15 protein-coding genes and 1 other annotated feature are annotated in these 14,261 nt (G+C 37.1%); of the genes, 13 read left to right on the top strand and 2 right to left on the bottom strand.

All coding sequences use genetic code 11. The features are described from left to right. Positions 1–309: a PTS sugar transporter subunit IIA gene (locus tag CKV67_RS08070; protein WP_003719907.1), complete on the top strand. Its 309-nt coding sequence runs from the start codon at positions 1–3 to the stop codon at positions 307–309. Positions 310–371: 62 nt separating this feature from the next. On the opposite strand, the gene CKV67_RS08065 is transcribed toward CKV67_RS08070, so the two are convergent. Then, positions 372–683: a PepSY domain-containing protein gene (locus tag CKV67_RS08065; RefSeq protein ID WP_014092963.1), complete on the bottom strand. Its 312-nt coding sequence runs from the start codon at positions 681–683 to the stop codon at positions 372–374. Positions 684–892: 209 nt separating this feature from the next. On the opposite strand from CKV67_RS08065, the gene CKV67_RS08060 reads away from it, so the two are divergent. The 8 genes from CKV67_RS08060 (at position 893) to CKV67_RS08025 (ending at position 9,033) form a co-directional block, all read left to right on the top strand. Then, positions 893–1,966: a M42 family metallopeptidase gene (locus CKV67_RS08060; protein WP_014092962.1), complete on the top strand. Its 1,074-nt coding sequence runs from the start codon at positions 893–895 to the stop codon at positions 1,964–1,966. A 40-nt stretch (positions 1,967–2,006) separates the two neighbouring features. Further along, positions 2,007–2,177, top strand: coding sequence for a hypothetical protein (locus CKV67_RS08055; RefSeq protein WP_327062193.1), 171 nt, complete (start codon positions 2,007–2,009; stop codon positions 2,175–2,177). Between the two features lie 124 nt (positions 2,178–2,301). Beyond that, a complete protein-coding gene (locus CKV67_RS08050; protein WP_014092960.1) occupies positions 2,302–2,613 on the top strand; it encodes a thioredoxin family protein in 312 nt (103 codons plus the stop codon). Positions 2,614–2,649: 36 nt separating this feature from the next. After that, positions 2,650–3,450, top strand: coding sequence for a DUF1444 domain-containing protein (locus CKV67_RS08045; RefSeq protein WP_014092959.1), 801 nt, complete (start codon positions 2,650–2,652; stop codon positions 3,448–3,450). A 5-nt stretch (positions 3,451–3,455) separates the two neighbouring features. Beyond that, positions 3,456–4,073 carry a YtpR family tRNA-binding protein gene (gene ytpR, locus CKV67_RS08040; RefSeq protein WP_014092958.1) on the top strand — a complete coding sequence of 206 codons (618 nt, stop codon included), beginning with the start codon at positions 3,456–3,458 and terminating at the stop codon, positions 4,071–4,073. 308 nt (positions 4,074–4,381) lie between these two features. Continuing rightward, on the top strand, positions 4,382–6,703 hold the full coding sequence (locus CKV67_RS08035; protein WP_025279963.1) for a DNA translocase FtsK: 2,322 nt from the start codon (positions 4,382–4,384) through the stop codon (positions 6,701–6,703). 293 nt (positions 6,704–6,996) lie between these two features. Then, positions 6,997–8,340 (top strand): UDP-N-acetylmuramate--L-alanine ligase, encoded by a 1,344-nt coding sequence (murC, locus tag CKV67_RS08030; RefSeq protein WP_014092956.1) that lies wholly within the window; start codon positions 6,997–6,999, stop codon positions 8,338–8,340. Between the two features lie 147 nt (positions 8,341–8,487). Further along, positions 8,488–9,033 (top strand): peroxiredoxin, encoded by a 546-nt coding sequence (locus CKV67_RS08025; RefSeq protein ID WP_014092955.1) that lies wholly within the window; start codon positions 8,488–8,490, stop codon positions 9,031–9,033. A 42-nt stretch (positions 9,034–9,075) separates the two neighbouring features. Here CKV67_RS08025 and CKV67_RS08020 read toward each other — a convergent pair whose 3' ends face one another. Then, complete coding sequence (locus CKV67_RS08020) at positions 9,076–10,188, bottom strand: M29 family aminopeptidase T (protein ID WP_025279962.1); 1,113 nt, start codon at positions 10,186–10,188, stop codon at positions 9,076–9,078. A 257-nt stretch (positions 10,189–10,445) separates the two neighbouring features. On the opposite strand from CKV67_RS08020, the gene CKV67_RS08015 reads away from it, so the two are divergent. From CKV67_RS08015 to ccpA, 4 genes are all read left to right on the top strand, one after another. Then, positions 10,446–10,901: a DUF948 domain-containing protein gene (locus tag CKV67_RS08015; protein WP_003747982.1), complete on the top strand. Its 456-nt coding sequence runs from the start codon at positions 10,446–10,448 to the stop codon at positions 10,899–10,901. A gap of 21 nt (positions 10,902–10,922) precedes the next feature. Continuing rightward, the gene (locus CKV67_RS08010; RefSeq protein ID WP_014092953.1) at positions 10,923–11,447 is read left to right on the top strand and encodes a YtxH domain-containing protein; all 525 of its coding nucleotides are present in this window, start codon (positions 10,923–10,925) and stop codon (positions 11,445–11,447) included. A gap of 221 nt (positions 11,448–11,668) precedes the next feature. After that, entirely contained in the window at positions 11,669–12,754 is a 1,086-nt protein-coding gene (locus CKV67_RS08005) for a bifunctional 3-deoxy-7-phosphoheptulonate synthase/chorismate mutase (protein WP_025279961.1), read from the top strand. A gap of 234 nt (positions 12,755–12,988) precedes the next feature. Further along, a complete protein-coding gene (gene ccpA, locus CKV67_RS08000; protein ID WP_014092951.1) occupies positions 12,989–13,993 on the top strand; it encodes a catabolite control protein A in 1,005 nt (334 codons plus the stop codon). A gap of 55 nt (positions 13,994–14,048) precedes the next feature. After that, positions 14,049–14,257: a binding site (T-box leader), on the top strand. Positions 14,258–14,261 lie beyond the last annotated feature (4 nt).

Below are 14,261 nucleotides of genomic sequence, written 5' to 3'. Positions count from 1 at the left end.
ATGGAAGGTATGGAACTGGCGTCATTTCAAATAATTAGCTCAGTTGGAGCCGCGAGAAGTTGTCTTATTGAAGCAATGAGATTAGGAAGAGAAAGAAAATTTGATGAAGCCTATCTGAAAATAGACGAAGCAAATGAATTTCTAAGTGAAGGGCATAAAAATCATGTCCAATTAATTCAAAAAGAAGCAGACGGTGGAGACGTGCAAATTTCTATTTTGTTTATGCATGCGGAAGATCAATTTATGACAACTTATACGTTACGAGATGTCGCTTATGAAATGATTGCTATATGGAAAGAAATGAAATAATACAAAAAAGAGATTCTCTACTTGTGATAGGAGAGAATCTCTTTTTTATTTGTTCAAAGCTATTAAGCTAAGTATACATCAATAATTGTTCCGGTATTAGCATCTGCAATAAATTCGAATTGTTTTTTCTCGCCTTCACGGATACATGTGATGCCACCGTGATAAACAAACGTGTCAATCGCAAATTTTTTGTAGTGTTGTTTTTTTAGTTGAATCCATGAACCCTCAATTGGTCCGTCTTGCTTGAATGCGTTTTTCACGTTTTCTAAAATAACGTCACCTGAAATTGTTTTATCGGTTAGTAAATAATGATAAACAAGGTGTCCAGCTGCTGCACCTGCTCCAACGCCGGCAATGAAAGCCTTCCAGTTCATTGTTTTGCCTCCCTAGTGTTTTCCTATACTTTTTAAAAAATGGCATAATAAAAGCTACTACACGCATCTCTTTTAATCATTATACTACAAATTTTTGATTATAAAAGTTTTTTTGAACGCGCTTTCGAAATTTTAGCAAGCATTCCAAGCGCGAATGCGGATTATTTGCTATAATAAAAGAGATTTCAGACGGAAAGAGATGATTATTAATGGAAAAAGAAACGTTAGCGATGTTTAAAGAATTAACAGAATTACAAGGAACTTCAGGTGATGAGCATCGGATTCGTGCTTTTATGCGAAAAGAGCTTGAGCCTGTTTCAGATGAAATAATTCAAGATGGATTAGGCGGGATTTTTGGTGTGCGTCATGGGGCTACAGATGGTCCGCGAGTGCTCGTTGCGGGGCATATGGATGAAGTTGGTTTTATGGTTACGCAAATCACCGAAAATGGGATGATCCGCTTTCAAACGATTGGTGGTTGGAATCCGCAAGTCTTACAAGCACAAAGAGTGCAAGTAATGGCGCCGAATGGTCCAGTAATTGGCGTGGTTGCATCTGTTCCACCACATTTGTTATCAGAAGCAGAACGTAGCAAACCTACTGATCCAAAAAATTTATTAATTGATATTGGTGCTGACGATAAAGCAAATGCAGAAAAAATAGGTATCAAACCAGGACTGTTTATCGTGCCTGTTTCAGAATTCACACCACTTGCAAATCCGAAGAAGATTTTAGCGAAGGCTTGGGATAATCGCTATGGTGTAGGGCTTGCAATCGAACTTTTGAAAGAATTAAAAGGAGAATCACTTCCGAACACGCTGTTTTCCGGAGCAAATGTGCAAGAAGAGGTAGGTTTACGGGGGGCGGGAGTTAGTGCCAATATGATTCAACCTGACCTATTCTTTGCCCTTGATGCCAGTCCTGCTAACGATACAACTGGAAATAAATCGCAATTTGGCCAAATTGGTCAAGGTTTCTTGTTACGCATTTTTGACCGGACGATGATTATGCATCGTGGTATGCGTGAATTTTTACTAGATACAGCAGAAACTAATAACATTCCTTATCAATATTTCGTCTCTCCAGGAGGTACAGATGCTGGTAAAGTTCACACCTCGTTAAGTGGTATTCCAAGTGCTGTTATTGGTGTTCCAGCCAGATATATCCATTCTACTAACTCTATTTTACATGTAGATGATTATGCTGCTGCAAAAGAAATGATTACAACGCTTATTCGTGGGTTGGATAAAACGACTTTTGAAACGATAAAAAATAATGCGTAAAATAAGCAAAAATCCCGTGCTGTTGGTTGGAATGTTGCTTTTGGCTGCAAGTATCGTCTTTTTGCTAGGGTATATGGTCCATCTATCCTATTTTCGCAAGGCGGAATTTGGCTGGATTATTATCACATTCCTAGCTGGACTAATGACAATTGCTTTTGGCTATTATGGTGACTATCAAAAACGAAAAAAAGTGCATTCCAAAGTGCGGTAAAAAGTTTGGCTTTGAATAAAAGCCGAACTTTTTTTCTTGTCTAGTATTAGTTGAGCTTTATTCTGGACGAATACTTTGTTTGGCGGTAGGATTTAACTAGAATATAAGTAGAAGGAGCATAAAAATGAAAAATTTAGAATCAGTCGAACAGTTTAATGCAATCACAGTAGAGGGGAAATCTGTCTTTATGTTTAGTGCGGATTGGTGTGGGGATTGTAAATATATTGAACCGGTTATGCCAGAAATTGAAGCGGAAAATGAAGATTTTGCGTTTTATCATGTGGACCGAGATGCTTTTATTGATTTGTGTGCGGACTTAGGAGTTTTTGGAATCCCAAGTTTTCTCGTGTTTGAAGATGGCGTGGAGGTTGGCCGTTTCGTTAGTAAAGACCGAAAAACAAAAGAAGAAATTAATGATTTCCTAGCTGCGATTTAATAAAGTGTCGGCTTTTCATGGAAGGGGAGGCAACTATTGGTAAAAATGACTATACTAAAAATGAAAGAACGACTAGAAAAAGAACTAAAAGCACCAAATCGACAGTTTTCCTACAATCGTGATAATGATACGCTGCTAGTAATGCAAGTAGATAAAAAAGTAACGCTCTCGATTCCGCAAATCATTGCGAATTACGAAAATGATGGAGACGCTGCTATCCGCAAAATTGTTTATTATGTAGAAGAAGGTTTTCGAGCTGCGGAAGAGGATGTGGCACTTAAGAACAACATGACTCGTATTTATCCGGTTGTTCGCGCTACTTCATTCCCGAACAAAACAAAAGCGGGAGGTATACTTTTAACGGATGAGCATACTGCGGAAACAAACATTTTTTATGCGTATGATTTAGGAAAGTCCTACCGTTTTATCGAGGAGAGCATGCTTCTTGGAGAAGGGGTAACGCACGCGGATATAAAAGAAGCGGCTACTCGTAATTTGGCACAATTAGAAGTACCGTTAAAAAAAGACTCTGTTAATGGCAATGACTTTTATTTTGTAAGAACAAACGATGGTTATGATGCTAGTCGGCTATTAAATGAATCTTTTTTAGCAGAAATGCGTGGAAAATTAACTGGTGAAATGATACTGGCTGTTCCGCATCAAGATGTCTTGATTATTGGTGACATACAAGATAACACAGGTTACGATGTCCTAGCGCATATGACGATGGACTTCTTTGCAGATGGGCTCGTACCAATTACCTCTTTGCCATTTGTCTATAATAATGGTAAACTGGAACCAATATTTATAATGGCAAAAAACAGATTAAAGGAGTAGAAGACGTGATAGTAAACGCATTTTATAATGAAAAAGGGGTAGGGGATACTCTACTAATTGAAACGGGCGAAGTAAAATTCGAAAATCGTGAGTGGGAACGTCGCGGGGATGTTGCGCGGATATTTGATAGAGAAACAAAAACGTTAGCAGGCTTCAATATCTTTAATAGCTCAAATTATTTTGAGATTACTGCTAATGGGAAAGTAGAATTAACAGAAGAATTAGTAGCTAAAATAAATCAAGTTATTGAAAAAGCTGGTTTTGAACCTGAAATCATTGCAGATCTTTCACCTAAATTTGTTGTTGGTTATGTAGAGGCGAAAGAAAAACATCCTAATGCGGATAAATTAAATGTTTGTCAAATTAACGTTGGTGGAGAGGTGTTGCAAATCGTCTGTGGTGCACCAAATATTGAAGCTGGCCAAAAAGTAGTGGTAGCAAAAATTGGTGCCGTGATGCCAAGTGGTTTAATTATTAAACCGTCGAATTTACGTGGAGAAGATTCTTTTGGTATGGTATGTGCTGCAAGAGAATTAGCGATACCAAATGCACCGACTGAAAAAGGAATTTTGGTTTTAGAAGACTCTGCAGTTACTGGGGAAGTTTTTCCAGTTAATTTCTAAATAAAGGATAGTTTATGAACATCTGATTACAAATCAGGTGTTTTTTTGTTCGTTAAAATAGCATATTGTGAAATCCGGAAAATTGTTCTACTATTAATTATATTTTGTATACAATAATCGGATAAATCGTATTAAAAATAGTCGTTTCCTAGTCTATAACAAAAACTTATATCAGGTTTAAAGCTAGTAATATCAAGGTATTATAATGAATATAACTCGAAATATAGCGAATTCACAATTTTGTCATAGATTATTTCGTTTTTGTCTGTTAAAATCAAACAAGAAAATTAAATTTAGGGTGATTATGAATGGGATGGTTTAAAGATTTTTTCTTTGGCGATATGGACGAAGAAGTAGATACATATGAAACAGCACCAGCTAAAAAAGCAGAAAAGAAAGTAAAAAGTGCTCCAGATGTAGTACCAAAATCAAATGTAACGGCAATAAAAACAAAAGAACGAAGTGTAGTAAGAAATAATCAGCCGGTAGCTAATAAAGCAATTCCGGTTTCTAAACAAAAAACGCTGCAACAAGTGAAACGTCCTATAAAGACACAAATGGTCTATCAATATCCAAAAGGCGAATTTCGTTTTCCTTTGATACCAGATAAACCAAATAACGCACCAACTCAAACACAAAAAATTAATATGAAGCCATTACAACAAAAGACAGAACAACCTGTAGTGAAAGAAGAGATGAGAAAACGTCCTTTTGCTGCAACCGATGTTCCGTCTCCTGTTTATGCTTTTAATAAACGGCCGAGTAAATTTGAATTTGCAGTTTCTGAACCGGAAGAAATCGCAGAAATACGGGATGATTTGACAATTACACCAGTAGATTTGCCAGACTTAGCAGATGCCGAAACGATTGCTTTTGAAGCCGAAGTAGAACGCCAGATAGAAGATTCGTTTCCGGAAGATGTTGTAGAAGAGACGAGCGTAGCGGATGAACCAGTGGAAGTTATTCCAGAACAGCCAGTTGAACCGATTGCTTCTGAGCAACCAACTCGTGTTTCGCTTATAAAAGAAAAACCACAAATGGCCTCAGTTGCAAAAAAAACACAGGCAGAAGCAAATCAACAAGAACAATTACAAAAGAGCAGAATTCCGTTTAACGTAATGATGGTAAAAAGAGACAAGCAAGCACTTCAAAAAGAGGAATCAGTAGAGGTGGTTCCAGAGCGAATGGCGACAACAGTAAAACCCGCGGGAAATTATCAATTCCCAGCATTCAACTTGCTTCATCCACCAGTTTCTAAACGAGAAGATGATTCGTGGCTCCAAATGCAGCAAGAAATGTTAGACGAGACATTAGAAAATTTCAATGTTCATGCGAGTGTTGTTAACAGAACACAAGGACCAGCTGTTACTAGATTTGAAGTTCAACCAGAAAAAGGTGTTAAAGTTAGCAAAATTACCAATTTAACAGATGATATTAAACTTAGCTTGGCAGCAAAAGATATTCGGATAGAAGCGCCGATACCTGGTAAGAGCACAGTTGGGATTGAAATTCCTAACCAAACAAGTCGTCCGGTGATGCTTTCTGAATTAATGAATACAGAAGCCTTTCAATCATCCGCGTCGCCACTTACTGCCGCACTAGGATTAGACATCTCGGGAACACCGATTATTACTGATTTACAAAAAATGCCACATGGTTTAATTGCTGGGGCGACAGGATCGGGTAAAAGTGTTTGTATCAATTCTTTACTGGTGAGTTTGCTTTATAAAGCGACACCAGACCAGTTAAAGCTACTTTTGATTGATCCGAAAATGGTGGAACTAGCACCATACAATCGAATCCCGCATCTTGTTAGCCCGGTAATTACCGATGCAAAGGCGGCTACCGTTGCTTTGAAATGGGCTGTAGAAGAAATGGAACGGCGCTATCAGTTATTTAGTCATACTGGCGTTCGAAATATGGAAAAATACAATGAATATGCAAGTCACCCAGATCATACCGGAGAAAAACTACCGTATATTTTAATCGTAATTGATGAGTTAGCCGACTTGATGATGGTAGCTCCAAATGATGTTGAAGAATCCATTAGCCGTATTGCTCAAAAAGCGCGTGCATGTGGTATTCATATGATTGTAGCGACGCAGAGACCTTCTGTAGATGTAATTACGGGCCTTATCAAGGCTAACATCCCAACGCGTGTTTCGTTCTCTGTATCGTCGCAAATCGATTCTAGAACGATACTGGATGCAAGTGGCGCTGAAAAACTACTTGGAAAAGGGGACATGCTCTTCTTGCCAAGTGGCGCAAGCAAACCGGTTCGTTTACAAGGAACCTTTGTTAGTGACGAGGAAATTGATGCAGTTGTAGCTCATGTTCGCACACAAGGGGAGGCTGATTACATCTTTGAAGAGCAAGAACTCCTTGTGAAAGAAACGGCTAAAGAGAATACCGATGAATTATTTGAAGAGGCATGCGACTTTGTATTAAGCCAAAATGCAGCATCAACTTCCTTACTTCAAAGACATTTTAGAATTGGCTATAACCGAGCAGCAAGATTAATGGAATCGCTCGAAAATCATCAAATTGTCTCAGGAATCAATGGATCTAAACCACGTGATGTTATTATCACCAAAGACCAATTAGCGAAACTCAGAAACAAAGAAACATAATTTTGTAGTACTAAACTAACATAATACTTAATCAGTTTTACATTTTATGGCTATTTTCATGAGTAATTTCTCTTATATTTGGTGAAAGGTTTTTCTATTTACATGGAAAGTGATATAATAAGCTGGTGAATTATTGACTCAGCAAGAAATTAAACATAAAACACAACTGGAACGTAAGATGATGTCTAGAAAACGGAAGCTTTATGCTGTTTTCAAAGTTAAGACTTGGTGCTTAACAGTTAACATGTATTTTTAGGCACCCTCTTCATGATAAATTAATGGGGGTTCAAATAATGACTATCTATCATTTTGTTGGAATAAAAGGGTCGGGAATGAGTGCACTTGCTCAAATCCTGCATGATAAAGGTTATCAGGTGCAAGGTAGCGATGTGGATAAATACTTTTTTACACAAAAAGCTTTAGAAGAAAAGCAAATTCCGATTACTACTTTTTCGGCAGATAATATAAAGAGCGGGCTGACAATCATCGCTGGAAACGCATTTCCAGATACGCATGAGGAAATTGAGCGCGCAATGGAACTAAATCTTCCGGTTATTCGATACCATAAATTTTTAGGTCAATTGATTGATGGTTACACAAGTATTGCTATTACAGGTTCGCACGGTAAAACATCAACAACAGGTCTGTTATCACACGTAGTTGGTGCGATTCGTCCAACCTCATACTTAATTGGTGACGGAACGGGTAGTGGAACAAAAGGTGCAGAGTATTTTGCACTGGAAGCATGTGAATATCAACGTCATTTCCTTGCGTATAAACCAACCTATGCCATTATGACGAATATCGATTGGGATCATCCAGATTATTTCAAGAGCGTGGATGATGTATTTAACGCGTTTGAAACGCTTGGAAAACAAGTGAAAAAAGCCGTGTTTGCACTAGGCGACGACGCAGAACTTCGCAAACTTAAGCTAGGCATTCCCATCATTTATTTCGGTTTTGGGGAAGAGAATGAATTCCAAGCTAAGAATGTGATTAAAGAAACTACTGGAACCCGTTTTGATGTTTATCATCGCGACGAATTTTTAGCTTCTTTTGAAATTCCAGCTTACGGAGATCACAATGTATTAAACGCATTAAGTGTCATTGCGCTATGCGACTATGAAGGTTTACCAGTGGACGCAGTAAAAGCAGAATTAAAAACATTTGAAGGTGTTAAAAGAAGATTTAGTATTACAGAAAAAAGTAATCAAGTTTTAGTAGATGATTATGCGCATCATCCATCAGAAATACGTGCAACAGTAAATGCTGCACGACAAAAATATCCAGATAAAAAAGTAGTTGCTGTATTCCAACCGCATACATTTACACGAACACGTACATTCTTACAAGGATTTGCGGATAGTTTAAACTTAGCAGATGAAGTATATCTTTGTGATATCTTTGGTTCTGCACGCGAAAAAACTGGTAATTTAACGATTGCTGATTTGGCGCATAAAACCAAAGGAAATCACATTATTAAAGAAGAGCATACCGAAGAACTTTTGAAATATCCAGGAGCAGTAATTTTATTCATGGGTGCCGGAGATGTTCAAAAATTCCAAGCAGCGTATGAAAAAGTGCTGGATCAAGAAGAAATTACAGATGCTGAAGTGAAAAAAAGTGCCATTAACTAAATAATAAAAGAAGCATGCTGTTAATTTGGCATGCTCTTTGTTTGTTTATAATTATTATAAATAAAAGCTTTACACTCCTTAATCCGTGTATTAAAATATATCATGTGATACAAAATACAACTACATAGATAAAATGGAGGGATAAAAGTGGCAGAACGTTTAGTAGGTACACAGGCTCCAAGATTTGAAATGGAAGCCGTTATGCCCAATCAGACTTTTGGAAAAGTAAGTCTAGAAAAAAATATAGAAGATGATAAATGGACAGTTCTTTTTTTCTATCCAATGGACTTTACATTTGTTTGCCCGACTGAAATTGTTGCGATTTCGGCTCGTTCAGATGAATTTGAAGCTTTAGGTGCGCGGATTATTGGCGCTTCAACTGATACCATTCATTCTCACCTTGCATGGACAAATACGCCAATTAAAGAAGGCGGAATTGGCAAGTTGAATTATCCGCTTGCAGCCGACACGAATCACCAAGTAGCAAGCGATTATGGTGTGTTGATAGAAGAAGAGGGAGTCGCATTACGTGGTCTTTTCATTATTAACCCTAAAGGTGAAATCCAGTATGAAGTCGTTCATCATAATAACATTGGCCGTGAAGTTGATGAAGTCTTAAGAGTCTTACAAGCACTACAAACTGGTGGACTTTGCCCGATTAACTGGCAACCTGGTGAAAAAACAATTGTATAAAAAAGGTAAGCGCCTAGGAAGTAAGTTCCTAAGCGCTTATTTTTATACTAAGTTTTCTGGATTTAACGCTTCTAATTCAGGGAGCACGAAAATACCATCTTTACGAATGAGCACATCATCAAAATAAATTTCTCCGCCGCCATAATCAGCGCGTTGAATATTTACTAGATCCCAGTGTATTGCTGACTGATTGCCATTGAATGCTTCGTCATAACATTGACCAGGTGTAAAATGGAAACTCCCTTCGATTTTTTCATCAAAAAGAATATCTTGCATTGGTTCATGGATGAATGGATTGACACCAATAGCAAATTCTCCAACAAAACGTGCACCTTCATCTGTATCTAGAACTTTGTTAATACGATCTGTATCATTTGCAGTTGCTTCCACAATTTTTCCATCTTTAAAAGTAAAAGAAACATTCTCAAATGTAAATCCTTGATACGGGGAAGGGGTGTTATAAGTAAGTTTACCGTTGATAGAGTCACGTACTGGAGCAGTAAATACTTCACCATCCGGAATATTCATTTCCCCAGCGCATTTGATTGCTGGAATATCTTTAATGCTGAAAGTTAAATCTGTTCCCGGACCAACAAGGTGAACTTTGTCTGTTTTGTTCATAAGTTCTACTAGACCATCCATTGCCGTACTCATTTTTCCATAATCCAAATTACATACATCAAAATAGAAATCTTCAAATCCGGCAGTACTCATTTTTGCAAGTTGAGCCATGGAGGCACTTGGGTAACGAAGCACTACCCATTTTGTTTTTTTGACGCGAATATTAGAATGCATTTTTCCAACTGTATCACCATGGATTTTTAATTTATCAGCGGGAACATCAGAAGTTTCATTAATGTTATCACCAGCTCGTAAACCTATGTAAGCGTCCATTTCTTTCATCACATTACCTTCAAATTCGGCAATCTTTTCGTATTGCTGGCTATTTGCGCCTAGCATTAACGCTCGATCGATTTGTGGTTCTTTCAAAGAAACAAATGGGAAACCACCAGCTTTATATGCTTCTTCCACTAAAGCCATCACAAGTTCTTTTTGGACACCAAAGTTTTCAATCAAAACTTTTTCCCCAGCGCGAAGTTTGACGGAATAGTTGATTAAATTGTGTGCTAATGTTTCAATTCGTGTATCTCTCAATCTTTTGACCTCCCTAAATTTAACTAAAAATAAGCAAAAAGTTGCTCCTATCTATTTTACTCCAAATTTAGTCAAAAGCAACCATCCGCAATTAATTAACCGGTTTCTTTCTTATTAGTTTATTTTTTGCCAGTTAATTGCTAAAATGAAGCTAATACCTTTTCTTTTTTACGATTAGTACATAGGTTCTTTAGGTGAAGAAAGTTTTAGAGGGAAAAACTCAGGGTATAGAAAAAAGAATATGGAGGTGTGGATAGATGATAGTAATCTTGTATATTGCAGCACTGATTGCCGCAATAGCGCTTTTAGTTATTGCCATCTATTTGGGAAAAACGTTAAAATCAACTTCCCAAACAATGGATGAGGTAGCTAAATCATTAGAAAAAATAACTGTAGAAGTACAAGGGATTACAGGCGAGTCGCAAAAATTGCTTGATAAAACCAATACGCTTCTAGAAGATGTGAATGGCAAAGTTGCGAAGGTTGATCCAGTTTTTGATGCAGTTGGTGATATTGGAACATCTTTACTTGGCTTAAGTCAATCTGTTCGCGAACTTGCAACACTCGCAACAAATAAAGTAGAACAAAACGAAGCTAAGATTTCTCAAGCTGTCTCCATTAGCAATTCCATTCTTTCTTTTAGAGAAAAAATGAAGGCAAATAAAGCAGCGAAAGAAGCCGCAAAAGAAGCATCTGAACAATCAAATTTCTAATATAATCTGGAGGGATTTATCATGGCAGAAAAAGATGGTATTAATACAAAAGATTTTCTAATCGGTGGTTTAATTGGTGCGATTGTTGGTTCAGCCGCAGCACTTTTATTCGCACCTAAATCAGGTAAAGAATTACGTGAAGATTTAAATACACAAGTCGATACAATTAAAGAAAAAAGTAATCAATGGAAAGACGTTGCTTACGAAAAAGGTATCGAAATTAGTGGTGTAGCAAAAGGAACAAAAGATAAGTTAGTTGATTCCGCTGGTGGTTTTGTTGATGTAGTAAAAGACAAATCTGGTAAATTAGCTGACACAGTTGCTAAACAAGGGAAAGCGGTCAAAGAAGTCGTTTCCCAAAATAAAGAAGAAAACGCTGAAGCAGCAAAACAAGCAGCGGAAGCAGTGAAAAGTGAAGCGGAAAATGCTGCTGACGATGTAGAAAAAGCAGCAGATAAAGCAAAAGTAGAAGCAAAAAAAGCAGTAGATGAAGGCAAAGACGCTGCTAAAAAAGTGGCAGCTGATGCTAAAAAAGAAGCAAAATAATTAAACGCTAGAAAAACAGCCTTCATTGGCTGTTTTTTATTATGTAAAAATATTCATTCGCTACTTGAATTTTTTTCGATAACATGATAACATTAGATTTACATTATTTACTTTAATGCTTAAAAGCGATTAAGTATAAAAGTGGATTCGTGACAAATCATCTGTTTTCCTCTATAATGAGAAATAATCTTGGAGCAGATTTTTAGAAGGGTGGAAGTTAAATGGTAAACGCAAATTTAGAGGAATTAAGAACACAGGTGGATCAATTAAATATTGATTTGCTTGAATTAATTAGCAAACGAGCTAACTTAGTACAAGAAATTGGTAAAATTAAAGGGACGCAAGGTTCTCTTCGTTTTGATCCATTACGTGAAAGAGAAATGCTAAATACGATTCTTGCAGCCAATAAAGGTCCTTTTGAAGATAGCACGATTCAGAAATTATTCAAAGAAATTTTTAAAGCCGGATTAGAACTTCAAGAAGATGATCACTCCAAAGCATTACTTGTATCTCGAAAAAATAAAAAAGAAGATACGATTGTTACTGTAAAAGGCTTACCAATTGGAAACGGTGAACCAGTTTTTGTATTTGGCCCATGTTCCGTAGAGTCATACGAACAAGTGGCAGCTGTTGCTGAATCCATTAAAGCAAAAGGATTAAAACTTATCCGCGGTGGGGCATTTAAACCACGTACAAGTCCATATGATTTCCAAGGATTAGGAGTCGAAGGATTAAAAATTCTAAAACGAGTATCCGATGAATACGGCTTGGCAGTTATTAGTGAAATCGTTACTCCAGCTGATATAGAAGTAGCACTTGATTATGTGGATGTTATTCAAATTGGGGCAAGAAATATGCAAAACTTTGAATTACTAAAAGCAGCAGGTCGAGTTGATAAACCAATCCTACTAAAACGTGGTTTATCTGCTACCATTGAAGAATTCATTGGTGCTGCTGAATACATCATGTCACAAGGCAATGGTAAAATTATTCTTTGTGAACGCGGTATCCGTACCTACGAAAAAGCAACCCGAAATACACTGGACATTTCCGCTGTTCCTATTTTGAAAAAAGAAACACATTTACCGGTTATGGTTGATGTGACACATTCCACTGGTCGAAAAGATTTGTTACTTCCGTGTGCAAAAGCGGCTCTTGCTATTGAAGCAGATGGTGTAATGGCAGAGGTTCACCCAGATCCAGCAGTTGCTTTATCAGACTCAGCCCAACAAATGGATATCCCGGAATTCGAGCAGTTCTGGAAAGAAATTTTAGCAAGTAATTTAGTACCACATAAAGTAAAATAAATTTTAAAAGCCTTGGAATTCTAAGGCTTTTTATTTTGCTCCAGATTATTGATGCGTAAAAAGCATTTTAAAATACTATATAATGCTGTTTTGATATGAAAATAAATGAAAATAAAGAGTAAAAACAATTGCATATCGAAAAAAGTTATCGTATTATTAAAGGAAGGCTAGTTGTTTACGTTTCCAAGTGGTATATAGAGCCATTAAAATAATTGATATGGAGTGTGAATAGGGATGAATGTAACAATTTACGATGTTGCGCGCGAAGCAAATGTTTCCATGGCAACTGTATCTCGGGTTGTGAATGGAAACCCGAATGTTAAACCAGTAACACGAAAAAAAGTATTAGATGTGATTAATCAATTAGGTTATCGCCCTAATGCTGTAGCTAGAGGACTTGCAAGCAAACGCACAACGACTGTTGGTGTTATTATTCCGGATATTTCCAACGTATTCTACGCAGAACTTGCGCGCGGAATTGAAGATATTGCAACGATGTACAAGTACAATATTATCCTTAGCAATTCGGACGAAAATGAGGATAAAGAACTTCAAGTACTTAATACGTTGCTTGGCAAACAAGTAGACGGTATTATTTATATGGGCGAACGCATCTCGGAACAATTACAAGAAGAATTTGATCGTTCACCAGCACCAGTTGTTTTAGCAGGAGCGGTTGATTTAGAAAATAAATTAGCGTCTGTTAACATCGACTATAAACAAGCAACGAAAGAAGCTGTGAAGCGTTTTGTTGATAATGGACATAAACAAATTGCGTTTGTAAGTGGTTCTTTAAATGAGCCTGTTAATAGTGAAATGAAACTTGCTGGTTACAAAGAAGCTTTAGAAGAAGCTGGTATTAAGTATCAAGAAGAGTACATTATTGAAGCCAAGTATAACTATAATGCAGGCGTGAAAGTATGGGCTGAGTTAAGTGGCTTAGCAAAACAACCAAATGCAGTAGTTGTAGCGGATGATGAGCTTGCAATTGGTATTTTAAATGCTGCACTGGATGCAGGAGTCAGAGTTCCAGAAGATTTAGAAGTAATGACAAGTAATAATACCAAATTAACATTAATGTCTCGTCCACAACTTTCGACGATTGTACAACCGTTATATGATATCGGTGCAGTAGCGATGCGTTTACTAACAAAATTAATGACAAACGAAGAAGTGGATGAAAAAACAGTTATTTTGCCACATAGCGAAAAACTTCGCGGTACAACCAAAGAAAAATAAAAGTTGACATCATTTTTATCTGTATGTTATAAATGTATGTATACTTTTCATATTGAAAATGACAATGAACGGACGAAGTAGGTACTTATTCTTATTCTTAGAGAGCTAGTGGGTGGTGAAAACTAGTAGAGATAAGTAGTCGAATTACATCCCGGAGTCACGTTGCGCAGGATAATGGCGCGGCCGGTGTTAAACCGTTATTTATTTGAGTAGGAATTTTTCCTAAAAGTTGGGTGGTACCACGTTAAAATCAACGTCCCTTCGTTAG

This window comes from Listeria ivanovii subsp. ivanovii (assembly GCF_900187025.1).
Taxonomy (GTDB): Bacteria; Bacillota; Bacilli; order Lactobacillales; family Listeriaceae; genus Listeria; species Listeria ivanovii.
The sequence above is the reverse complement of the archived record's forward strand: the minus strand, read 5'-3'. Positions and strand labels throughout refer to the sequence as shown.